The sequence below is a fragment of the Nonomuraea sp. NPDC049504 genome, assembly GCF_040676845.1.
GTDB lineage: Bacteria > Actinomycetota > Actinomycetes > Streptosporangiales > Streptosporangiaceae > Nonomuraea > Nonomuraea salmonea.
On the sequence record NZ_JBFAPT010000010.1, the window covers coordinates 201,061 to 222,013 of the forward strand.

At 72.0% G+C, this 20,953-nt stretch carries 22 protein-coding genes; 11 read left to right on the plus strand and 11 right to left on the minus strand.

The window, feature by feature from the left end; genetic code table 11:
• Nucleotides 1–53: 53 nt before the first annotated feature.
• Genes AB0K28_RS20850 through AB0K28_RS20860 form a run of 3 tightly spaced genes read right to left on the minus strand, consistent with a single transcriptional unit; the run spans nucleotide 54 to nucleotide 1,584 of the window.
• Nucleotides 54–1,199, minus strand: a complete 1,146-nt coding sequence (locus tag AB0K28_RS20850) for a hypothetical protein (RefSeq protein ID WP_364372311.1) — start codon at nucleotides 1,197–1,199, stop codon at nucleotides 54–56.
• Nucleotides 1,196–1,429, minus strand: coding sequence for a hypothetical protein (locus AB0K28_RS20855; RefSeq protein ID WP_364372314.1), 234 nt, complete (start codon nucleotides 1,427–1,429; stop codon nucleotides 1,196–1,198). The genes AB0K28_RS20850 and AB0K28_RS20855 overlap by 4 nt, the downstream gene beginning before the upstream one ends.
• On the minus strand, nucleotides 1,426–1,584 hold the full coding sequence (locus tag AB0K28_RS20860) for a hypothetical protein (protein WP_364372317.1): 159 nt from the start codon (nucleotides 1,582–1,584) through the stop codon (nucleotides 1,426–1,428). Before AB0K28_RS20860 ends, AB0K28_RS20855 begins: the two co-directional genes overlap by 4 nt.
• A gap of 56 nt (nucleotides 1,585–1,640) precedes the next feature.
• Between AB0K28_RS20860 and AB0K28_RS20865 the strand changes: the two genes are divergently transcribed.
• From AB0K28_RS20865 to AB0K28_RS20875, 3 genes are read left to right on the plus strand one after another with little or no spacing between them, the layout of a single operon-like run.
• Nucleotides 1,641–1,997 carry a hypothetical protein gene (locus tag AB0K28_RS20865; RefSeq protein WP_345405555.1) on the plus strand — a complete coding sequence of 119 codons (357 nt, stop codon included), beginning with the start codon at nucleotides 1,641–1,643 and terminating at the stop codon, nucleotides 1,995–1,997.
• Nucleotides 1,994–2,875: an ATP-binding cassette domain-containing protein gene (locus AB0K28_RS20870; protein ID WP_364372320.1), complete on the plus strand. Its 882-nt coding sequence runs from the start codon at nucleotides 1,994–1,996 to the stop codon at nucleotides 2,873–2,875. The genes AB0K28_RS20865 and AB0K28_RS20870 overlap by 4 nt, the downstream gene beginning before the upstream one ends.
• Entirely contained in the window at nucleotides 2,872–3,666 is a 795-nt protein-coding gene (locus AB0K28_RS20875) for an ABC transporter permease (protein ID WP_364372323.1), read from the plus strand. Before AB0K28_RS20870 ends, AB0K28_RS20875 begins: the two co-directional genes overlap by 4 nt.
• A 5-nt stretch (nucleotides 3,667–3,671) precedes the next feature.
• On the opposite strand, the gene AB0K28_RS20880 is transcribed toward AB0K28_RS20875, so the two are convergent.
• Nucleotides 3,672–4,664, minus strand: a complete 993-nt coding sequence (locus AB0K28_RS20880) for a pyridoxal-phosphate dependent enzyme (RefSeq protein ID WP_364372324.1) — start codon at nucleotides 4,662–4,664, stop codon at nucleotides 3,672–3,674.
• Between the two features lie 99 nt (nucleotides 4,665–4,763).
• Here AB0K28_RS20880 and AB0K28_RS20885 point away from each other — a divergent pair, with 99 nt between their 5' ends.
• The 5 genes from AB0K28_RS20885 to AB0K28_RS20905 all read left to right on the plus strand — a co-directional run bounded on the left by AB0K28_RS20885 (nucleotide 4,764) and on the right by AB0K28_RS20905 (nucleotide 9,659).
• On the plus strand, nucleotides 4,764–5,585 hold the full coding sequence (locus tag AB0K28_RS20885) for an SGNH/GDSL hydrolase family protein (RefSeq protein ID WP_364372326.1): 822 nt from the start codon (nucleotides 4,764–4,766) through the stop codon (nucleotides 5,583–5,585).
• Nucleotides 5,586–5,752: 167 nt separating this feature from the next.
• The gene (locus AB0K28_RS20890) at nucleotides 5,753–6,892 is read left to right on the plus strand and encodes an acyltransferase (RefSeq protein WP_364372553.1); all 1,140 of its coding nucleotides are present in this window, start codon (nucleotides 5,753–5,755) and stop codon (nucleotides 6,890–6,892) included.
• Nucleotides 6,893–6,903: 11 nt separating this feature from the next.
• Complete coding sequence (locus tag AB0K28_RS20895) at nucleotides 6,904–7,422, plus strand: hypothetical protein (RefSeq protein ID WP_364372329.1); 519 nt, start codon at nucleotides 6,904–6,906, stop codon at nucleotides 7,420–7,422.
• Between the two features lie 90 nt (nucleotides 7,423–7,512).
• A complete protein-coding gene (locus AB0K28_RS20900) occupies nucleotides 7,513–8,193 on the plus strand; it encodes a response regulator transcription factor (protein ID WP_345405577.1) in 681 nt (226 codons plus the stop codon).
• Nucleotides 8,190–9,659 (plus strand): HAMP domain-containing sensor histidine kinase, encoded by a 1,470-nt coding sequence (locus AB0K28_RS20905; RefSeq protein WP_364372333.1) that lies wholly within the window; start codon nucleotides 8,190–8,192, stop codon nucleotides 9,657–9,659. The genes AB0K28_RS20900 and AB0K28_RS20905 overlap by 4 nt, the downstream gene beginning before the upstream one ends.
• Here AB0K28_RS20905 and AB0K28_RS20910 read toward each other — a convergent pair.
• On the minus strand, nucleotides 9,601–10,779 hold the full coding sequence (locus AB0K28_RS20910; RefSeq protein WP_364372336.1) for an MFS transporter: 1,179 nt from the start codon (nucleotides 10,777–10,779) through the stop codon (nucleotides 9,601–9,603). The two genes, AB0K28_RS20905 and AB0K28_RS20910, sit on opposite strands and share 59 nt — an antisense overlap.
• A gap of 235 nt (nucleotides 10,780–11,014) precedes the next feature.
• Here AB0K28_RS20910 and AB0K28_RS20915 point away from each other — a divergent pair, with 235 nt between their 5' ends.
• Entirely contained in the window at nucleotides 11,015–11,947 is a 933-nt protein-coding gene (locus AB0K28_RS20915) for a transcriptional regulator (RefSeq protein WP_364372339.1), read from the plus strand.
• 124 nt (nucleotides 11,948–12,071) lie between these two features.
• A complete protein-coding gene (locus AB0K28_RS20920) occupies nucleotides 12,072–12,464 on the plus strand; it encodes a hypothetical protein (protein ID WP_345405589.1) in 393 nt (130 codons plus the stop codon).
• Here the strand turns inward: AB0K28_RS20920 and AB0K28_RS20925 are convergent.
• From AB0K28_RS20925 to AB0K28_RS20950, 6 genes are all read right to left on the minus strand, one after another.
• Nucleotides 12,461–13,219: an SDR family oxidoreductase gene (locus AB0K28_RS20925; RefSeq protein WP_364372342.1), complete on the minus strand. Its 759-nt coding sequence runs from the start codon at nucleotides 13,217–13,219 to the stop codon at nucleotides 12,461–12,463. The genes AB0K28_RS20920 and AB0K28_RS20925 overlap by 4 nt on opposite strands.
• 96 nt (nucleotides 13,220–13,315) lie before the next feature.
• Nucleotides 13,316–14,515, minus strand: a complete 1,200-nt coding sequence (gene manD / locus AB0K28_RS20930) for a D-mannonate dehydratase ManD (RefSeq protein ID WP_364372345.1) — start codon at nucleotides 14,513–14,515, stop codon at nucleotides 13,316–13,318.
• A 28-nt stretch (nucleotides 14,516–14,543) separates the two neighbouring features.
• On the minus strand, nucleotides 14,544–15,371 hold the full coding sequence (locus tag AB0K28_RS20935) for a carbohydrate ABC transporter permease (protein ID WP_345405598.1): 828 nt from the start codon (nucleotides 15,369–15,371) through the stop codon (nucleotides 14,544–14,546).
• Nucleotides 15,368–16,312 carry a sugar ABC transporter permease gene (locus AB0K28_RS20940; RefSeq protein ID WP_364372348.1) on the minus strand — a complete coding sequence of 315 codons (945 nt, stop codon included), beginning with the start codon at nucleotides 16,310–16,312 and terminating at the stop codon, nucleotides 15,368–15,370. The genes AB0K28_RS20935 and AB0K28_RS20940 overlap by 4 nt, the downstream gene beginning before the upstream one ends.
• Nucleotides 16,312–17,625 (minus strand): sugar ABC transporter substrate-binding protein, encoded by a 1,314-nt coding sequence (locus AB0K28_RS20945; RefSeq protein WP_364372351.1) that lies wholly within the window; start codon nucleotides 17,623–17,625, stop codon nucleotides 16,312–16,314. Before AB0K28_RS20945 ends, AB0K28_RS20940 begins: the two co-directional genes overlap by 1 nt.
• Nucleotides 17,626–17,740: 115 nt before the next feature.
• Nucleotides 17,741–18,526: a FadR/GntR family transcriptional regulator gene (locus AB0K28_RS20950; RefSeq protein WP_345405610.1), complete on the minus strand. Its 786-nt coding sequence runs from the start codon at nucleotides 18,524–18,526 to the stop codon at nucleotides 17,741–17,743.
• Nucleotides 18,527–18,633: 107 nt separating this feature from the next.
• On the opposite strand from AB0K28_RS20950, the gene AB0K28_RS20955 reads away from it, so the two are divergent.
• Nucleotides 18,634–20,925, plus strand: a complete 2,292-nt coding sequence (locus tag AB0K28_RS20955) for a polysaccharide lyase 8 family protein (RefSeq protein WP_364372354.1) — start codon at nucleotides 18,634–18,636, stop codon at nucleotides 20,923–20,925.
• Nucleotides 20,926–20,953: the final 28 nt, after the last annotated feature.

The following is a 20,953-nucleotide window of genomic DNA, read 5'->3' on the forward strand; positions in this document are numbered from 1 at the left end:
CTCGCCCTCCAGCGCCGACACCCGTCAGCAGGGAGGCCCGGACCGGCGAATCATCAGAAGAGGCTGTGCTTCTCCGGCAGATCAACGACGCCCGCCAGCGCCAGCCCCGCGAACACGATCAAGGCGACAGCGAGGACGCCGAGCAGGAGCCAGGCAATCGGATGGCCGAGATTAAGGGTCCATGAGGAGGAGCCGAGACGGGCGTGCACGAGCAGAGCCGGGTCGCGGCGGTTGACGTAGACGGTGCCGGCGAGGAACCAGTGGCGGTCGTCGTCGCGCTGGCCGGCCCCGGTGTCCTCCAGTTCCTCGCCTGGCAGGGCGGGGAGCCGGTGCCCGGCCTGGCCCACCTTGGTCTCCCATATCAGCCAGCCGCCCAGCAGCAGGATGAGCGGGACATAGACGGCCACCTGCCAGGCGATCGCGGGGGTGACGATCTCCCACAGCTGCAGGGCCGCGAAGAACAGAGCCAGGTTCAGGCAGGCCGCGGACAGCAACGACATCACCGCGATGCCGCGCAGGTAGACGCGGTAGCGGCGGGCTGAACCTCGGGGTCTGGCGGCATCGAGGTCGGGGCGGGCGCGCAGCGCGGCCAGGACTGTGGCCAGGACCGTCACGGTGACGACGATCTGGTGGATCACCGGTTGGAAGGCGTGCAGCACGGTTGTGGGTTCACGCTGGGCGGAGGCTGTGCCGTACCCGAGAAATGACGGCAGCGTGGCGGGCAGTCCGCCGTAGCGTGCCCAGCCGATGGCCGCGGTGAGCAGCAGCACGGACAGAGCGGGCAACCCCCACGACCACGGCACGCGGACCGGGTCGGTGCGGAAGGTGGTGTCCACGGCGACGCTCTGACGCCGCTCGGCCGCCCACCGGCCGGCGAGCTTGGCGGCGCGGACCATGCGATGAGCGCGGTAGAACAACAGCAGGTCCACGACGATCACCACCGTCGTGGCGATGCCGATCGCGACGGCAGATCCGGTGATCAGCAGTCCAAGGATCGAGACCACTGCGGCGAGTGCGGCCACCAGGCCGGTCATGCGAGCGTAGAACCGCCGCGCAGTGGTGATGGCGGGATCGCCCACCCGCTGGATGCCGACGCGTACGCCGAACGGCAGTGTGGGCCTGGCCAGCGCCGGAAGCGCCAGCATGAGGGACGTGACCAGCGCGATGAGGATCAGGCCGGCGCCGAGGAGCGGGATCACGCGCTCTCCTCGAAAGCGATCGCCAGAGCCTCGCACCGGCGCAGCACATCCTGCCGGTCGATGCCGTGGACGGTGGCTTCTGCCAGCAGCACGCGCATGTGTTCCTCCCAGTCGTCGGTGAAGGGTGCCTCGGGCGGACCGGTGCCGGCATCGCGCCGTACGACCGCGCCGCTCCTGCGGTTGATCCGGATGACGCCCTGCTGTCGTAGCAGGTCGTAGGTCTTGTTCACGGTATCGATGTCGATGCCGAGATCCGCGGCGAGTTGCCGCGTGGGGGCAGCGGGCCGCCTTCTCGCGCCTGCCGTTCGGCGATCGCCTCCACGATCCGGTCCCGGATCTGCTGGTGGATCGGGACCTCGCTGTCGAGGTCAAGGGTCAGCTGCACACCATCACTCTATCTGATATACAACTAATAGAACAGATAGTCATGGAGGACACGTCATGCTGCAGGTAGAGATTCACCGGGAAACGCTGACCATCAGCTTCGCCCCGTGGACACGGCTGTTCACCAGGACCGGCGCGGTGAGCGTTCCGCTGGCGGAGATCGCCGAGGTGCACCTGCTCGACCGGCCGCTCGCGGCTGCCACGGGCACGCACCACGGCCTGCTCGTCTCCGGCGTCATCAAGGTCGGCACCTGGACGTCCCTGACCGGCGTCAAGCGTCTGGTCGCCGCCCGACGAGAGGTCACCGGCCTGCGGATCGCCCTGAAGAACCGGGCGCCGGGCTACGACGAGCTGATCCTCAGTGTTCCGGACGCCGAGCAGCTTCAGCGCCGGCTGATCGCGGTGATGGCATGAACATCGAGGTACATGGCCTGACCAAGGCGTTCGGGCCGATAACCGCCGTCACCGACCTCAGTTTCGAGGCCGAAGCGGGGAACGTCACCGGATTCCTGGGGCCGAACGGCGCCGGCAAGACCACCACCATGCGGATGATGCTGGGCCTGGTCACGCCGACCTCCGGCACCGCCACGTTCGGCGGCAGCCGCTACGCGAACCTGCCCCGCCCGTCGGCCATCGTTGGAGCCGTGCTGGACAGCGCGGGCTTCCACCCCGCCCACACCGCCCGCGACCACCTGCGGGTCTACGCCCGCATGGGCCGGTACGGCACGTCCCGGGTCAAGCAGGTCGCCGACGTGACCGGGGTGTCGGCCTTCGCCGATCGCCCCACGCGTACCCTGTCCACCGGCATGCGGCAACGCCTCAGCCTGGCCACCGCGCTGCTCGGCGATCCCCCGGTGCTGCTGCTGGACGAACCGAGCAACGGCCTGGACCCTGAAGGCATCGCCTGGCTACGGCGCTTCGTCCGCGAACTGGCCGGCGAAGGCCGCACCATCCTCATCTCCAGCCATGTGCTCGGCGAGATCGAGCACATGGCCGACCATGTGGTGGTGATCCGCGACGGCCGGCTGGTCACCACAGGACCCATCACCGGCTTGTACGGCACAGCCGTCGTGCTGGTCCGCTCCCCGCAAGCTGACCTGCTCGCCGCCAGGCTGATGGAGCGCGGGACCCGGGTGGAACATCCGCAACCCGACCTCCTGCGCATCCACGGCCTCAGCGCCGCGGAGGTCGCCACCGCAGCCGCCTCCCACGCCGTCACCCTGCAGGAGATCACCCCCGAACGCCCCACTCTCGAACAGGCGTTCCTGCACCTCACCGGAGGTTCCCGATGACCGCGCTCCTCGCCGCTGAATGGACGCGCCTGATCAGCACCAGGCTCTGGCTGTGGGGTCTGCTGGCCGCGCTCGGCAGCGGAGCGCTCGTGGGCCTGCTCGCCCTCGTCGGGCCGGAGAACTTCACCCCTCCGCTGCCCGGACTGGACACCGCCCAAGGCACCCACGTGCTGCTGGGCCTGCTCGGCCTCACCGTCTTCGCCCCCGCTCTGCTGGGCGCCATCGCGGTGTCCTCGGAGTATCGGCACCGGACCATCACCACCACGACCTTGTTCGCTCCCAGACGCTGGACCTGGCTGGTGGCCAAGCTGGGGGTCTACACGGGGGCTGGGCTCGCCTACGGCGCGATCGCCGCGGCCGTGGCCGGCGGCGCTCTGTTCGGGGCGGTCATGCTCAAGGGCATCACGCTTGGTCTTCCGACCGCCATGGTCGCGGCCTTGTTGGCCCGCATCGCGCTGACCATGGCCGTCTACACGCTGCTGGGCGTGGCGGTGGGCGCTCTGCTTCGCAACCAGGTGACCGCCCTCGTCGTCGTCGGCGCCTACTTCTACATGATCGAGACCGTGTTGATGCTCGTCCCGGGAATCAAAGTGCTTTATCCCTATCTCCCGGGCGGCGCCACTGCCGCGCTGACCGGCTTCACTTATCTGACGGATGCCGTGGCCAGTCAGACCGGCACCTCTGCGGCCCAGCTGCTGTCCGCGCCGGCCGGTGGTGGCGTCTTGGTCGGCTATGCCATGATCGCGGCCGCCATCGCCGTCGCGGCCCCGTTGCGGCGAGACATCATGTGAGCGGATCAGCGAAAGGTGTCCGCGGCGGGTTCGAGGACCCAGCGGGCGAAGTCCGTGGGGGAGGTGTTGCTGCCGCAGATGACCGTGGTGACGCGGCGGCCGGTGAAGCGGGCCGGGTGGTCCAGGAGGGCGGCGATGCCGAGGGCGGCCGAGGGTTCGGCGACGAGGCCGGCGTGCTCGTACAGGGCCCGCATGCCTGCCTTGATCGCGTCCTCGCTGACGAGCAGCACGTCGTCCATGACCACGAGCAGATCGTCCAGCACCTCGGGGATCGGGCGGCGGCCGGCGACGCCGTCGGCGATCGTGTCGATGCGGTCGGTCTCGACGACCGTCCCGCGCCGCCACGACAGGGACATCGCGGGCGCGCCGTACGGCTGGACGCCGATCACCTCGGCGCCGGGGGCGAGGGCGTGCACGGTGTAGCCCACGCCACTGGCCAGCGCGCCGCCGCCGAGCGCCACGAGGAGGACGTCGAGGTCCGGGTCGTCGCGGACGAGTTCGAGGCCGATCGTGGCGGCGCCCTCACAGGTGGCGAGGTCGAGGCTGTCCTCGACCCAGTAGGCGTCCTCAGTCTCGGCGATCTCGCGGGCGAGCAGCCTGGCGTCCTCGATGTCCTGGCCGGTGAGCCGCAGGTCGGCGCCGAGCGCCGTGATCTGGGCGAGTTTGAGCGGGTTGGCGGTGGTGGCGGCGACGACGGTGACGTCCAGCCCGCGGCGGGCGGCGCTGTAGGCGAGGGCCTGGCCGAGGTTGCCGGCGCTCGCGCACACCATCCGGGACGCCCCCGCCCTCGCCGCCGCCGCGGCGACCGTCTCGGTGCCGCGGCCCTTGAAGCTGCGTACGGGGTTGAGCGTCTCCACCTTCAGCGTCATCGAGCAGCCGAGCGCCCGGCTTAGCGACGGGGAGGGCATGGCCGGCGTGTCCAGGAACACCGGGTCGATCTCGCCCACCGCCGCACGGACGCGGTCGAGCCGGAGCCGGACATGATCGAAACCGCTCATGGTGCCGGAGTCTGTCATAAGTGACGGCGGATCACGCGTTATGTGATGGAACGATGACAACGCGGCCCGGCCGGTGATCCGTCTGTTTGCCTGAGGGCCATGGATCTCACTTCTCACCTCTTCGCACGTCTGGCCCTCGCCGTGGTCGCCGGCGCCGTACTCGGGGGCTGCGGCGCCGCCTCCTCAGCCGACGACCGGGCCGACGACCGGGCCGACGACCGGGCCGACGACCGGGCCGGCCGGGCCGAGAGCGCCGCCACCTCCCAGACCGGCGTACGGGTGCTCTGGATGGGCGACTCCATCGCGGGCGCGCAGGCTCCCGCCGTGCGGGCGGCGCTGGAGGCCGCCGGTGTGACGGTCGAGAACGCCACGTCGGACGGCGGCGGCAACCTCGTCGCGGGTGACCATCCGGTCACCACCAAGGCGGCTCGCGACACCTGGAAGGCGCTCAAGGAGCACATCTCGTCGTTCCGGCCGACCGTGATCGCGTACCAGATCACGACGTACGACTGGGGCACCGCCCGCGAGCAGCTGACCGCCTACCGGAAGCTCGCCAGGACGGCCGGGGACGCCGGGGCCCGGCTGGTGCTGGTGTCGGCGCCGCCGTTCAAGATCGACGAGTTCTTCCAGCCGCACGCGGCGTCCATCAAGAGCGCTCCCAAGATGGCCGCCAAGGCCGCCGACGGCACCAACGCCCGCTTCCTGGACGCGTCCGAGCTGTGGGGCGCCGACCACGCCGCCGCCAAGGCCCAGCGCTCCAAGGACGGCATCCACTCCTGCCAGCAGGGCTCGGCCGCGTTCGCCACCTGGTTCGCCAAGCGCCTCGGCGAGCTGGCCGGCTTCACCCCGGCCGCACCCGCCGAGTGGGCCACCGGGGCGTGGACCGGCGACGACCGCTTCACCAAGCTCGGCTGCAGCTGATGCCCTACACGGCACGTGAAGGCGCGCCCGCTTCCGAAGACGCGCCCGCCGTTGAAGACGCCCCCGCTTTCGAAGGCGCGCCCGCCCTTGAAGGCGCGCCCGCCCCCGGCCGCCGGCACACCACCGCGGCCGCCTCCCATCCCGCACCCATCGCGCGCCGGGCGCACATCGGTGCGTTGGATGGATTGCGGGGGTTCGCGGTGGTGGCCGTGCTGCTGTTTCACGCCGGGCATCTGGGTGGCGGGTTTCTCGGTGTGGACCTGTTCTTCGTGCTGTCCGGGTTCCTCATCACCGGGTTGCTGTTGCAGGGGGCCGGGCGGCCCCGGCTGGGGGCGTTCTGGGAGCGGCGGGCCCGCCGGTTGCTGCCCGCGCTGGGCGTTCTGGTGGTGGTCGTTCCGCTGCTCACCTGGGCGGTGGGACGCCTCGACCTGCTCAGGGCGGTGCAGCAGGACACGCCGTGGGTGCTGGCGCAGGTGGTCAACTGGCACTACATCGGCGAGCAGATCGGCTACTGGAACGCCTCCGGCACCCGGCCGTTCGCGCACCTGTGGAGCATCGCCGTCGAGTGGCAGTTCTACCTGGTCTGGCCGCTGGTCGTGGCGCTGCTGGGGAAGGGGCGGTGGCGGGTCGCGGTGGTCACGCTCGCCGGTGCGTTCGGGTCGCTCCTGCTCATGGTCACGTTCGGGGCGGCCGTGGACACCACGCGTGCGTACGAGGGAACCGACACCCGCGCCTTCGCCCTCCTGCTGGGCGCCGCCGCCGCGACCGCGCCCGTCCGCGAGGCCGTGGCCCGCCTGCCGCGCAGGGGGGTCGACGTGGTGTGCGCGCTGCTGCTCGGCGGGCTGGCCGTCGCGTGGGTCGTGACGGCGGGGGAGCAGGCGCCTGGGCTGTTCCAGGGCGGCATGTTCGCCCACTCGCTGGCCTGCGCCGTGCTGATCGTGCTGCTGGCCGGAGCGCCGGACGGCCTGGCGGGCCGGGCGGCCGGCAGCGCCGTGCCGCGCCGGCTCGGCGAGCTGTCCTACAGCCTGTACCTGTGGCACTGGCCGATCTACCTGCTGTTGCCCCGTCAAGAGTGGCTGGACGGCTGGGTCTGGACGGCGGTCGCCGCCGGGCTGTCGCTGGCGGCTGCAGTAGTGTCGAAGGCCGTCGTCGAGGATCCGGTACGCCGGCGCGCCCGCTGGACCACCGGCCGCCGCGGCTGGGCGGCACTGGCCGCCGCCGTCACGGCCGCGGCGGCGGTGTGGGCGGCGATCCCCCAGCCGGAGCCCGGCGCGGGGACCGTCGACGTGAGCAGACTCGAAGGATGAGAGGGGAACACATGCCGCGAACGCCCGCCCGCCTCGCGGCCGTCGTCGCTGCGGCGGCGCTGGCGGCCGGCTGCGGGATCACCGGCACCGGCGTGCGCCCCGCGGGCGAGCCGGTCCAGGGCGGGCTGACCGGGAAGAGCGGCCGGCTGATGCGGGTCTACTTCGTCACCACCGAAGGCACGTGGCCGGTGTCGCGTCCGGCAGGGTCCGGCGGTGGCGTGCAGGAAGCGATGGACGCGCTGCTCGGCGGCCCCACCGCCGACGAGCGGGCGCGCGGCCTGACCTCCCAGGTGCCCGCCACGAACGGGCAGGTCCGCGCCAGGACGTCCGGCGGCCGGGTGGAGCTGCGGCTGCCGTGGCTGGTACGCGACCTGCCGCACCTGGCGGTGAGCCAGCTCGTCTGCACGGCCGCCGCCGGCGGTGACCCCGTCGTCGAGGTGTACGAGCCCGGCATGGGAGACCGGCCGTGGGAGGTCCGATGCGACGAGAACGGCACGGCGATCCCGGCCGGCGAGCGGGGGACGTCGTGACCGGCGCCCTGGTGATCGGGAACCGCGCGGCGGGAGGAACGTGGTGACGCGGATGCTGGTGTTCGGGAACGGCACGGCGGGGGGAGCGTGGTGACTCGGGTGCTGGTGATCGAGGACGACCCGGCCGTGCGGCGTGGTGTGGGGCTCGGGCTGCGGCACCAGGGGCACGAGACGCTGCTGGTCGCCACCGGTGAGGACGGGCTGGCCGAGCTGGTCGCGAGCGCGCCCGACATCGTGCTGCTCGACCTGATGCTGCCCGGCATGAGCGGGCTGGAGACGTGCCGGCGGATCCGGGCGTTCAGCCAGGTGCCCATCGTGATCCTGTCGGCCCGTGACGACGACGTGGACGTGGTGGTGGGCCTGGAGGCCGGCGCCGACGACTACGTGATCAAGCCGGCCAGCACCGAGGTGATCGAGGCCAGGATGCGGGCGGTGCTGCGGCGTACGACGCAGGCCGCGACCGGCAACGCCCGCTCCGAGCACGGCGACCTGCTCATCGACCGGGTGGCGCTGCGGGTGCTCAAGCACGGCGCCGAGGTGGCGCTGGCGCCGACGGAGCTGAAGCTGCTGCTGTTCCTGTCGGCCGCGCCCGAGCAGACCTTCAGCCGCCAGCAGCTGCTCGAACAGGTGTGGGAGCACGCCTTCCACGGCGACTACCGGCTGGTGGACGCGTGCGTGATGCGGCTGCGGGCCAAGATCGAGGACGATTCGCGCAGCCCCCGCTACATCCAGACGGTACGCGGGTTCGGCTACCGGTTCGGGCCGCTGTGATCCGCCCGCGTCTCGCCCGTGGCCTGCGCGCGCAGCTCGTGCTGGCGTTCCTGCTGGTCTCGGCGCTCAGCGCGGTGACCGCCGCCGCCGTGACCTACCGGCAGGGCCGGGACGCGATCGCCGAGCGCGCCCAGGCCGACCTGGTGCAGGAGCTGCGCGCCCACCTGGCCTCGCGGGTGCCGGACCTGCCGGCCGAGCCGAAGGCGGCGGATCTGCGGACGCTGGCGGTGCAGCTCGACCGGGCGGCGGGGGCGCGCGGGTGGCGTACGGCGCTGTCGTACCGGGGCGGGGCGCTCGTCGCCGCAGGACGGGAGGCGCCGCCGCTGCCCGCGCCGCTGCGGGCCGAGGCGGCGACGGCGGCGACCGCGCTGGCCCAGCGGTTCCACCACGGGGAGACGCCGTGGCTGGCCGTCGCCGTCCCGGTCACCGCGGCGGACCGGCCCCAGGGTCCGCCGCCGCTCACCGTCTACGCCTCCATGTCGCTCGCCTCCCAGCAGCAGGACGTCGAGGGCCTGGCCGCCGCCGCCCGCGCCGCCGCCGTGCCCGTCGCGCTGGCCTCGATCATCCCCGCGCTGCTCGCCGCCCGCCGGTTGCTGCGGCCGGTACGCCGGCTGCGTACCGCCACGGAACGGATGTCGGCGGGCGGGCTCGACACGCGCGTCACGGTCACCGGCGACGACGAGCTGGCCGACCTGGGGCGGGCGTTCAACGGCATGGCGGCCACGCTCCAGGCCGACGCCGCCACGCTGCGCGCGATGGAGGAGCGGGCCCGCCGCTTCGCCGCCGACGTCTCGCACGAGCTGCGTACGCCGCTCGCCGCCATGTCGGCGGTAACCGGCGTGCTCGACGCCGACGCCGCCTCGGGACGGCTGCCGCCGGTCACCGCCGAGGCGCTGCACCTGGTCTCCGACGAGACCCGCAAGCTCACCCGCCTCATCGAGGACCTCATCGAGGTCTCCCGCTTCGATGCGGGCGCCGCCGTGCTGCACCTCGACGAGGTGGACCTGGGCGAGCTGATCGGCAAGACGCTGGCGCTGCGGCATTGGGACGGGCAGGTCCGCACCGACCTGCCGGCCGGTCTGCGGGTGCGGCTCGATCCGCGCCGCGTGGACGTCGTCCTCGCCAACCTCGTCGGCAACGCGCTGCGGCACGGCGGGCCCGACGTGTCGGTGACCGTACGGGTCGAGTCGGCTCCCGGCCAGGTGACCGTCATCGTCACCGACGACGGCCCCGGCATCCCCGCCGACCTCCTGCCCCATGTCTTCGACCGCTTCACCAAGGGTGACTCGGCGCGCAGCCGCAGCGAGGGCAGCGGCCTCGGTCTGGCCATCGCCGCCGAGAACGCCCGCCTCCACGGCGGCACCCTCACCGCCACCACCCCACCGGAGGGCGGCACCACCATGACCCTCACCCTGCCGCGATGGTCGCAGGGGCCGGACGGAGGCCGCCGGCCAGGGCCAGGGTGACCGCCACCGACACGACCGCCATCGCCGCCATGGCCGTCGTCGCCGAGGTGACCTGGGCGATCGCGCCCGCCAGTGCGGCGCCGACGCCCTGCATGGCGAGGGTGCCCGAGGAGTGCAGGCCGAGGGCGTGGCCGCTCAGCTCCTCCGGGGTCAGGGCCATCAGGCGTTCCTGGAGCAGGAGGCTCGCGGCGTACCCCACCGAGGCCACGCCCACCGCGAGCGCCGCGACCGTGAGGCCCGGACGGAACGCGAAGACCAGATAAGGGGCGGCCAGCAGGAGGCGCATGGGGGCGCCGAGCCTGGCACGCCACCGGGCGGGGACGAAACGACCGGCCAGGACGTCGCCCGCGAGCATGCCCGCCGCCGCGACCGCGAACAGCAGCCCGGCGTGCTCGGGCGCGTAAGGGACGAACAGCGACTCGCAGCCGACGATCAGCCCGTTCGGCACCCACAGGGCGAGGAACACGTACCGGCGGGGCACCGACGACCACAGCCGCGCGTTCGCCCGCCAGGTCGCGGTCACCGACGGACGGCCCGTGCCCCGTGGCGGCCTGGCACTGAGCCCCCACCGGGCGACGGCCGCCTCCGCCAGGTACAGCGCGGCCCCGGCCAGCAGCGCGCCGCGCGGCGACAGGGCGGCCACCAGCACGCCGCCGACCGCGTAGCCGCAGATCTGCAGGAGACCGGCGGTCATGTTCATCGTCGAGCGGCCCAGCAGGTAGCCCTCGCGCGGCAGGATCTCGTTGAGCAGCCCCCACCGCACGCCGCCGTTCAGCGACGCGACCAGCCCGAGCCCCAGCACGACCGCGAACAGCGCCCCCACCGGCAGCCCTGGGACGGCCAGCACCGCCGTGCCCACGCCGAACACCAGGGCGATCCCGCTCAGCGCGGCCCTGGGCGGCAGCCGGTCGGCGGCCGACAGCAGCGCCGCCGCGCCGATCACCTGCGCCAGCGACGGGCCGAACATGCTGAGCGCGGCCAGCAGCGGCGACCGCGTCGCCCCGTAGACCAGCACGCCGAGCGCAAGCCCGCTCACCGTCGAGGCCGCCACGTGCGCGGCGGTCGCCGCGAACAGCGGCGCGAACTCGGGCGCGCGCAACAGTTCTCGATAAGTACGCATGCCGCGCAGCCTGCGGCCCCCGCTCGCGCGAGCGTTACAGTTTCGCGGGGCGGCGAAACGTTGGCCGCCGGCCTGTGCTCCCCGCTTACGGTTTCGCTGGGCGGCGAAACGCCGGGCAGCCTACGGTCCCCCTCGGCCGGTCGTTGCGGTCTTGTGGGGAGGTGGAACGAGGGTCGGCCGCGTGTTCGGTCGGGGAGGTGGGGCGGTGGGGTGGTGGCAGCTTGACGCTGACACGTTGGCCGGGGGCAGGTTCGTGGTGTCGCCGCTGGCCGAGACCGTGGCGAGCCTGTGCCTTCTCGCCTCGGGGCGGGCCACCCACCCGGCGGCGCGGCGGTGGCTGGCCGAGCACCTGCCTGCCTATCGCGAGCGGCTCGATCCCGTCACGGCACTCCTCGTACGGTGTGCGCTCGAGCAGCCGTGGATGGCGGACTTCTGCGCCCCGCCCCCGAGCACCGAGGCGCGGACGTTCGCCGAGGAGCTGGCCGTCGTGCGTGGGACCCCACCGGATGTCGCCAGGGCGGACGTGGCCGTGGCGGTGAACGGCATGCTGCCGGCCGCGCTGGACCGGACCGATCTGGCCGAGCGCATGGCCGGCCTGCTGCAGTGGGTGTGGGCGCGGGCCGTCGAGCCCGAGTGGGTGCGGCGGCGCCGCGTCATGGAGGCGGACATCGTCGCCCGTACGGCCCAGCTCGGCCAGGGTGGCTGGGCCGCGGCACTGGCCGACCTGCGGCCCGGGATGCGGTGGCTGGGCGACGGACGGTTGCGGATCAACGCTCACGACCGGCCGCCCAGGACGATCCGGTCGGGGGCGCGGCTGCTGTTCGTCCCCGTCACCCCGGGTGGCGCTTGGGTGACGTGGGACGAGCCGCACACGTACGCCGTCATCTACCCGTGCTCGGGCGTCCTCGCCGAACCGGACGGCGATCCGGTGCCCGAGGCGCTCGGGCGGCTGCTCGGGCCCGCCCGCGCCGCCGTCCTGGTGCTGCTCGCCACCCCGAAGAGCACCACCCAGCTCGTCGCGCTGACCGGGCAGGGCCTGGGGTCGGTGGGCCGCCACCTCAAGGTGCTCCTCGACGCCCGCCTGGTCCGCCGCCGCCGCGCCGGGCGGTCGGTGCTGTACTACCGCACCGACGCCGGCGACGTCCTCGTCCGTGCTCAAGGCCACTGACCAGCCGGACAAGGCATGTGGCGCCGATCACACGCGCTGTGTGGATTCCTCCACAGTTGATCCGCGCAGGTCTCCGTAATGTCCCTGTCAACGAAGAACACCGACGACGGGGGAGGAACCCGAAATGCGTAAGACCCTGGCGATCGCCGCCCTTGCCGGTTCGATGGCCGTCACCGGCCTCGCGATGAGCAGCCCCGCCCAGGCCTCGACGGCCCACGCCGGCGGGACGTCCTGGGGGAAGGTCTTCTCCAGCGACCACAAGGCGTACACGTTCGGCAAGACCTGGAAGTCGCACGGCAAGGTCTACACGAAGTGGTACGGCGTGGACAAGCGCGGCGGCAAGAAGGGCTGGGTCTGGTTCGAGGTGTACCAGAACGGCCACTGGACCAAGTTCAACAAGGCGTGGGACGGCAAGGTCGTCGGCACGTGGAGCGGCCGGGGCATCAAGAAGGTCTACACCTTCACCTGCTGGGCCGGGAAGTTCGACAACTGCGGCGAGAAGTACCGCATCTACTAGAGGTTGAATCCGCCCGACACCTCGAGGACCTGCGCGGTCACCCAGCGTCCCTCCTCGGAGGCAAGGGCGGCGATCATGGCGCCGATGTCGCCGGGCTCGCCGATCCGGCCCAGGGCCGTACGCGCGGCGAGCGGCGCGGCCAGCTCGGGGAAGCGGCTGAAGGCGTCGCCGGCGAACCGGGTACGGGTCGGGCCGGGGGAGACGCAGTTGACCCTGATGCCGCGCACGCTGAACTCCTTGGCCATGTAGCGGGTCAGCACGTCGATGCCGCCCTTCATCGAGCCGTACACCGAGTAGCCGGGCTCGAGACCGGCCGCCGCCGTCGAGCTGCTGCCGGTGTTGACGATCGCGCCGCCGTCGGCGAGCAGGGGCAGCAGCTGCTGGGTCAGGAAGTACGGGCCCTTGAGCAGGATCCGCGTCAGCCGGTCGAACATCTCCTCGGTGGTGTCCTCGAACAGCGCCGCCTCGGCCTGACCGGCGTTGTTCACCAGCGCGTCGAACGTGCCGCGGCCCCACGTGTCGCGCAGCGCGGCGGCCACGCTCTCGCGGAAGGCCGGGAACGTGCTCGTGTCGCCGAGGTCGAGCGGCAGCGCGACGGCGGTGCCGCCCTCCTTCTCGATGGCGGCGACGGTGTCGAGCCCGCCCTGGACGTTGCCGCCGTAGGTGAGGACGACGCCGGCGCCGCGCCTGGCGAGCTCGATCGCGGCGCTCCTGCCGATGCCGGAGCTGGCGCCCGTGACGATCGCGACTTTCATGATGGTCCTTTCACCGCTTGCTTGGGATGACTCCATTCAAGCGGTGCGACCAGGGGAAACCCTAGATCGATCCTCGCCGGTTCTTGCCTGATCCTCTCACCAGTCGTGGATCGTGCCGTCCTGGAGCCGGTTGATCGGCAGGTACGCCGCCTCGTACGGATGCGCCGCCGCCCGCTCCTCGTCCAGGCTCACGCCGAGCCCGGGCTCCTCGCCCGGGTGCAGGTGCCCGTCGGTGAAGGTGTAGGCGTGCGGGAAGACGGCCTCGGTCGCCTCGGTGTAGCCGGCGTACTCCTGGATGCCGAAGTTGTGCACGGCGAGGTCCAGGTGGATCGCGGCGGCCATGCCGACGGGGGAGATGTCCTCGGGCCCATGGACGGCGGTCTTGATCTGGTATTGGGCGGCGTAGTCGAACAGCTTGCGCAGCGGTGACACGCCGCCGAAGTGGGTGACGGCGGAGCGCACGTAGTCGATGAGCTGCTCGCCGATCAGCGTCCTGTAGTCGTAGACGGTGTTGAAGACCTCACCGATGGCCAGCGGCGTCGTGGTGTGGGAGCGCACCAGCCGCAGGCCCTCCTGATTCTCGGCGGGCGTGCAGTCCTCCAGCCAGAACAGGTCGTACGGCTCCAGGTCCTTGCCCAGCCGGGCCGCCTGCATGGGGGTGAGGCGGTGGTGGGCGTCGTGCAGCAGCGGCAGGTCGGGGCCGAACTCCTGTCGCACGGCGTCGAAGACCTTGGGCAGGCTGCGCAGGTAGGCGGCGGTGTCCCAGTCCTCGACCACGGGACGCGGCCCTGCGGCGGTGTCCACGGTGTGCCGGACGCCGTACACCCGCTTGAGCCCCGGTACGCCGGTCTGCACGCGGATCGCCTGGTAGCCCTGTTCGAGGCGGGCCCTGATCGAGTCGAACAGCTCGGGCAGGTCGCGGCCGGAGGCGTGCCCGTAGGTGCGGACCCGCTCCCTGCTCGCGCCGCCCAGCAGCTGGTAGAGCGGCAGCCCGGCGACCTTGGCCTTGATGTCCCACAGGGCGACGTCCACGGCGGCGATGGCGGCCATCGTGACGGGACCGCGCCGCCAGTACGCGCCCCGGTAGAGCGACTGCCAGGTGTCCTCGATGCGGTGCGGGTCGGTGCCCAGCAGCAGCGGCACGACGTGGTCGGTCAGGTAGCTGACGACGGCGAGCTCGCGCCCGTTGAGCGTGGCGTCGCCGAGGCCGGTGACGCCCTCGTCGGTCTCGATCCTCAGCGTGACGAAGTTGCGGCCCGGGCTGGTCAGGACCACCTTGGCGTCGACGATCTTCAATGCTCTGCCTTTCGTGAAAGAGGGGGCCTCAGCCCTTGGTGGCCCCGGCGGTCAGCCCGGCGACGAGGTACTTCTGCCCGAGCACGGCGACGATGACGACCGGCACGGTCATGAGGGACGCGGCGGCCATCAGGCCGCCCCAGTCGGTGCTGGCGTAGGAGATGAAGTGGAACAGGGTCACCGGCGCGGTCTGGGTGTCCTCGTCGGAGAAGATCAGCGCGAACATGAAGTTGTTCCAGCTGAAGATGAACGCCAGCACCGACGCGGTGGTGGTGCCGGGCGCGGCCAGCGGCAGCGCGATGCGCCAGAACGCGCCGAAGACGCTCAGCCCGTCGGTACGCGCGGCCTCCTCCAGCTCGATCGGCAGCCCCTCGAAGAACCCGATCATGATCCACAGGATCAGCGGCACGGAGACGAACATGTGGCTGAGCACCAGCACGGTGTAGCTGCCGACCAGCCCGGCCTGCGCGAACAGGTAGTACCAGGGCACCAGCAGCGAGATGGCCGGCACGATCCGCGCGACCAGCACCAGCGAGCCGGTGCGGTGCATCCTGAACCGGCCGACCGCCCACGCGGCGGGCACCGCGATGATCGCCGACAGCACGGTGGAGACCACGCCGACGATCAGCGAGTTGCGCAGCGCCGCCACCACCTCGCCGTCGGCCAGGACGTTGCGGAAGTTGTCCAGCGTGGGGGAGAAGATCAGGCCCACCGTGGGATCGGTGACCTGCACGTTCGTCTTGAACGCGGCGGCGAACAACCACACGATCGGCAGCACGAAGATCAGGCACACGATCGTGATGAGGGCGCCCCGCAGCCACGGCAGGGCGCGGCGCCCGGAGCCGGCGGCGATCATGCGGACTTCCTTCCCGGACGGCGGCGGAGCAGGACCACCACTCCGGCGATGGCGAGGGTGAACAGGACCAGCACGGCCGAGGCCAGGCCGTACTCCTGGTAGTCGAAGGTCAGGCCGTAGGCGTAGACGTTGAGGGTCTCGACCTCGAAGTCGGAGCCGCCGCCTGGCCCCTTGGTGGCGTACAGGATGTCGAAGGTCTTCAGCGCGTCGATGGCGCGCAGGATCAGGGCGGTGGCCAGCGTGGGGAAGAGCATCGGCAGCACCACGAAGCGGAAGCGCTGCCAGCGGCCCGCGCCGTCCACGTGCGCGGCCTCCTCCGGCTCGGCCGGCAGCGTGGTGAGGCCGGCGAGCAGCAGCAGCGTCATCATCGGCGTCCACTGCCAGACGTCGATCAGCATGAGGACCGGCAGCGACTGGCCGACCGAGCCGAGGAACTCCTGCGGCGGCAGCCCGACGGAGGCCAGCAGGTGGTTGGCGATGCCGTTGGTGGGGTCGAGGATGAGCAGCCACAGGATGCCGACCGCGACCGGCGTGGTCAGCAGCGGGATGATGAGGATCGTCCGCACCCACCTGCTGCCCCTGAACGGCCTGCGCATCAGCATGGCAAGAGCCAGCCCGAGCACGGTCTCGATGATCACCGCGCCCACCGTGAAGGCGGCGGTGCGCCCGACGGCCGGCCAGAAGCGGCGCACGTCGGTGAGCGCGTCGGTGAAGTTGCGCAGCCCGACGTAGCCCTTGCCGGCGTTCACCGCGCCGAACGCGTCGGTGAAGGCCAGGTTGAGCGTGAAGATCAGCGGAAAGACGATCATCAGGCCGACGAAGGCGAGCGCCGGCGTCAGCATCGTCCACTTCAGGCGCCGGTTGGCCTGCTCGAACGAGCGCTGCGGGCGTGCGCCGCGAGCGGTCGCGGGGCGGCGTGCCGCGGCGGAGGTGACCGACATCAGCCCTCCCTGTGGCGGTTGTCGCGGACGAGGAAGTCGGCGAACTCGGCGTCCGCCTCCCGGGCGACCGGCGCCACCGGCTCGCCGAGGATGCCGGCCACCAGCGGGCGGCCGACGATGTCGCGGGCCCTGCCCACCTGCAGCACGTCGGGCCTGTCGATGCCGAGCCCGATCTCCGCCTGCCGCCGCATGGCCTTGGCCAGGTCGGCGGGGAACGCGGCGAGCGTGGCGGAGTCGGACCAGGCCGACTGGCGGGCGCCGGGGATGCCGTCGGCCTGCATGCGCCTGACCATCTCGGGGCCTGCCGCCCAGCGGATGAACTGCCAGGCCTCGTCGCGCAGCCGGGAGAACCGGCTGACGCCGAGGCTCCAGGACGGGATGTTGAACGGCCGCGCCCCGGCGGGCCCGGCGGGGAAGGGGGCGAAGCCGACCTTGTCCTGCACGGTCGAGATCTCGGGGTCGAGGAAGTTGGTGTAGATGGCGTCGGCGTCCACGTAGAAGGCCGCCTTGCCCTGGGCGAAGATCGGCATGGCCTGTTCGAGGCTCATGTTGGTGGCTCCCGGCGGCCCGGCCTGCTCCAGCAGGCGGCCGTAGTACTCGTACGCGGCGATGGCCTCGGGGGTGGCGATGCCGGAGCGGCCGTCGACGGTGAAGTCGCCGCCGAAGGAGTACAGGAAGCTCGACCACATGCTGACCGCGCCGGCGCGCTGGCCGCGGCCGACGAAGCCGAAGAACCCGTCGCCGCGCCCGGCGAAGCGCAGCGCCTGCTCCATCAGCTCGTCCAGCGTCCCGGGCGGTGAGGTGAGGTCCTTGCGGTAGTAGAGGGCGGGCCGCTCGGTCACCACGGGGACGCTCAGCACCTTGCGCGCGCTGACGGAGCGCTCGCGGGTCGCCGGGAGGAAGTCGTTCCAGGCGAAGGCGGCGTCGCCCGTCACCAGGCCGGTGAGGTCGGCCAGCCAGTCGTTGTGCGCGAAGAGCAGCTGCTCCTGCAGCGCGCGGACCATCATCACGTCGATGTCGGCCGCCGAGGCGTTGAGCTTGACGTTGTAGCTGTTGGCGAGCTGGTCGGAGGTGAGCAGCGTCATCGACACCCGCCGCCCGATCCGCTCCTCGAACTCGGGCAGCAGCTTCGCGACGGCCTGCGACCAGACGTGGTTGACCGCCATGACGCGCAGCGGCGTGTTCGCCGAGGGCTTGCCGCCGCCGGACGAGCAGCCCGCGAGCGCCGTGCCGCCCAGGGAGACGGCGGCCGCCGCGGCGAGCCTGCCGAACGCCCGCCGGCTCACAGGGCGGCTGAGGGGGTGGTCGTTCATGGATCGGCTTTCTGCATCGGTACGTCCTCTGCGTGGTCCAACTGGTAGGACCAGTCGGACCATAGCAGTCCCTCGTCACCGATCGCCACCCCCCGGTGACGGGAGACAGGGGAGGTCAGCGGCGGTGGGCGGCCTGGCTCAGCAGCGCCTCGATGTGCTGCCTGGCCATCACGTCGACGCTCACGTCGAGGTCGGCGCCGTAGGTGCGCAGCCCCAGCGTGAGATGCTCGCGCATGTGGTCGCGGGCCCGCTCGACGTCGCGGGCGGCGATCGCCGCGTAGATCTCGGGGTGGTGCGGCACGCCCGGCTCGCCGATGCCGGGGTCGGAGTGGGAGCGCAGCATCATCTCGAACATCATGCCGCTGATCGACGACAGCATGATGCGCAGCACCGGATTGCCGCTGGCCTGCGCGATCGCGTCGTGGAAGTCGAGGTCGGCATGGGCCTTGTCGACGACGTCGGTGGCCTTGAGCAGCGCGTCGTTGGCCTGCTTGATGACCGCGAGCTGCGCCTCGTCGGCCCGCTCGGCCGCCAGCCCGACGATCTCGACCTCCAGCGGGATGCGCGCCTCGATGAGCTGGCGGACCGTCGGCCGGCCCGCGCGGTAGAGGGCGTCGTAGTGGCGGGCGTGCTGGGAGGTCTGCTCCCTGACGAACGAGCCACGGCCCGGCGCCACCTCGATCAGGTGCTGGGCCTCCAGCCGGCGCAGCACCTCGCGTACGACGTTGCGGCTGGCCCCGAACTGGGCGGCCAGCTCACGCTCGGAGGGAAGCTTGGAGCCCACCTGGATCTCGCCGGAGCGGATGCCGTGCTCCAGCTGGCGTGCGATGCGCTCGGTGAGCAGCCCCCGGTAGGACTGTGCGATGTCCTGGCCCATCGGTGCTGGCGGGTCGGCGGGCATGCACCAGAGGATACAGGAGGCCGTCCTGACCCCGTACGGAGCCGGAACGGCCGGACCTGATGACGACATATGATCGCTACGTTCGAAAGCTGCCCGGAAAGGCCCATATGACCCACCCGCTCAGCCGCCGCTCCGCTCTGCTCGGCGCCGCGGCCGTGGCCGGCCTGGCTCTCGAGGGCAGAGCCGGGGCGAGCGTGGTGGACGCGGCGGCTTTCGACACCGCCCGCCGCCGGTGGGTGAGCCTGCTGGCCGGCACGTCGTACGACCCCGCGTACGCCGACAAGACCAGGGCCGTCGAGGGCTCGGCCAGGGCCGTGCTGCGCAAGCTCAAGCCCGACGCGCGTCGCCCCAGCCTCTGGCCCGACCTGCCGCTCGGCGACCCGAACAGCGGCAACTTCAACCGCTCCTACAACCGCATGCGCACGCTGGCGATCGGCTGGGCCACCCCCGGCACCGCCCTGCACCACGACGCCCAGGTCGCCGAGACCGCCGTCAAAGCGCTCGACTTCCTGTACGAGCACGCCTACAACGAGCGCATCGGCCGGCGCGGCAGCAACTGGTACTGGTGGGAGATCGGCGTCCCCCGCGCCCTGACCGACACCTGCGCCCTGCTCTACGACGGCCTGCCCAAGGACCGGCTCGACCGGTGGCTGCGCCCGCTGCGCCGCTGGTGCCCCGACCCCGAGCGGCGCATCAGTCACCCCGGCGTCATCGAGACCGGCGCCAACCGGGCCGGCAAGGCCATGGCCGTCGCCATGCGCGGCCTGCTCACCCACGACGCCCGGCTCGTCAGGAAGGCCAAGGACGCCGTCTCCGACCTGCTGCGCCTCACCCGGGGGCCGGGCGACGGGTTCTACCGCGACGGGTCGTTCATCCAGCACGACATCTACCCCTACACCGGCAGCTACGGCGTCGACTATCTGGAGAGCGTGGCCAGGCTGATCGCCATGCTCGCCCGCTCGCCCTGGCAGATCGGCCGCATCGACGCGGTGTACGACCTCGTGGACCGCTCCTTCGTGCCGTTCGTCTTCGACGGGCTGATGATGGACTGCGTACGCGGGCGGCAGATCTCCGTGCAGGGCCACCGCGACCACCACTCGGGCCAGAAGACGATCGAGGCCATCCTGACCCTGCTGGACACGGCGCCCGAGAAGCACGCGAAACGGTGGCGGCCCCTGGTCAAGGGCTGGCTGACCCGTAACCAGGCCGTGCCGTACCAGGCGGTCGCGCCGCTGGCGAGCATCGCGCGGGCGGACGCCCTGCTGCGTGATCCGTCGGTGCCGGTCGGGCCGCGCACCACCGGCACGTACGTCTTCGCCGACATGGACCGGGTCGTGCACCGGCGGCCCACGTGGGCGTACGCGATCGCCATGAGCTCGCGGCGGATCGGCGCCGTCGAGGCCATGAACAGGGAGAACCTGCACGGCTGGTACACCGGCGACGGCATGACCTACCTCTACACCGCCGACCTCACCCACTGGAACGACGAGCTGTGGCCGACGATCGACCCGTACCGGCTGCCCGGCACGACCGTCGACCGCCGCAAGCGCGGCGACCTGCGCCACGGCACCCGCCGCCGCCCGGCGACCCCGTGGGCGGGCGGGGTGGCGCTGGACGGCGAGTACGGCCTGGCCGTCATGAAGCTCATCGGCGACGGATCCTCGCTGCGGGCCAAGAAGGCCTGGTTCCTGCTCGACGACGCCGTGATCGCGCTCGGCACCGGCATCACCGCCTCCGACGGCCGCCGCGTCGAGACCGTCGTCGAGAACCGCAACACCCACGGCGCCCACCCGGCCCTTTCCAAGGGCGACGGCTGGGTGCACCTGGCCGGCGTCGGCGGGTACGCGCTGCTCGACGGCGCCAAGCCGAAGGTGCTGCGCGAGAAGCGCACCGGGCGCTGGCGCGACATCGACAAGGGCGCCACGACCGGCGGCGACTCGACGCCCGTCACCCGGCACTACACGACGATCCTGCTCGACCACGGCGTGGACCCGCGCAAGGCCCGCTACGCCTACGCCGTGCTGCCCGACGCCTCGGCCAACCAGACCGCCGCCTACCAGGGCCGTGTCAAGATCCTCGCCAACTCCGGCACCGTTCAGGCCATCTATCGTGACAACCTGGTGGCCGCCGTGTTCTGGCGGGCCGGGACGGTCGAGACCGACGAGGGCCCGCTGAGCGCCGACGGGCCGTGCGCGGTGGTGATGCGCCGCGACCAGTTCCAGGTGCGCCTCGCCGTCGCCGACCCCTCCAGGACCGCCGACGACCTCAAGCTCACGCTGCCCTGGCGGATCAAGTCGATCAGGAAGGCCGACCGGGGCGTGCGCCGGTCGAAGGGCGCGCTCAAGGTCGAGGTCGCCGGCACCCGCGGCCACACCCGCACAGCGGTCCTGAACGTCTGACCGCCTTCGGAGGCGGCCTTGAAGGCAC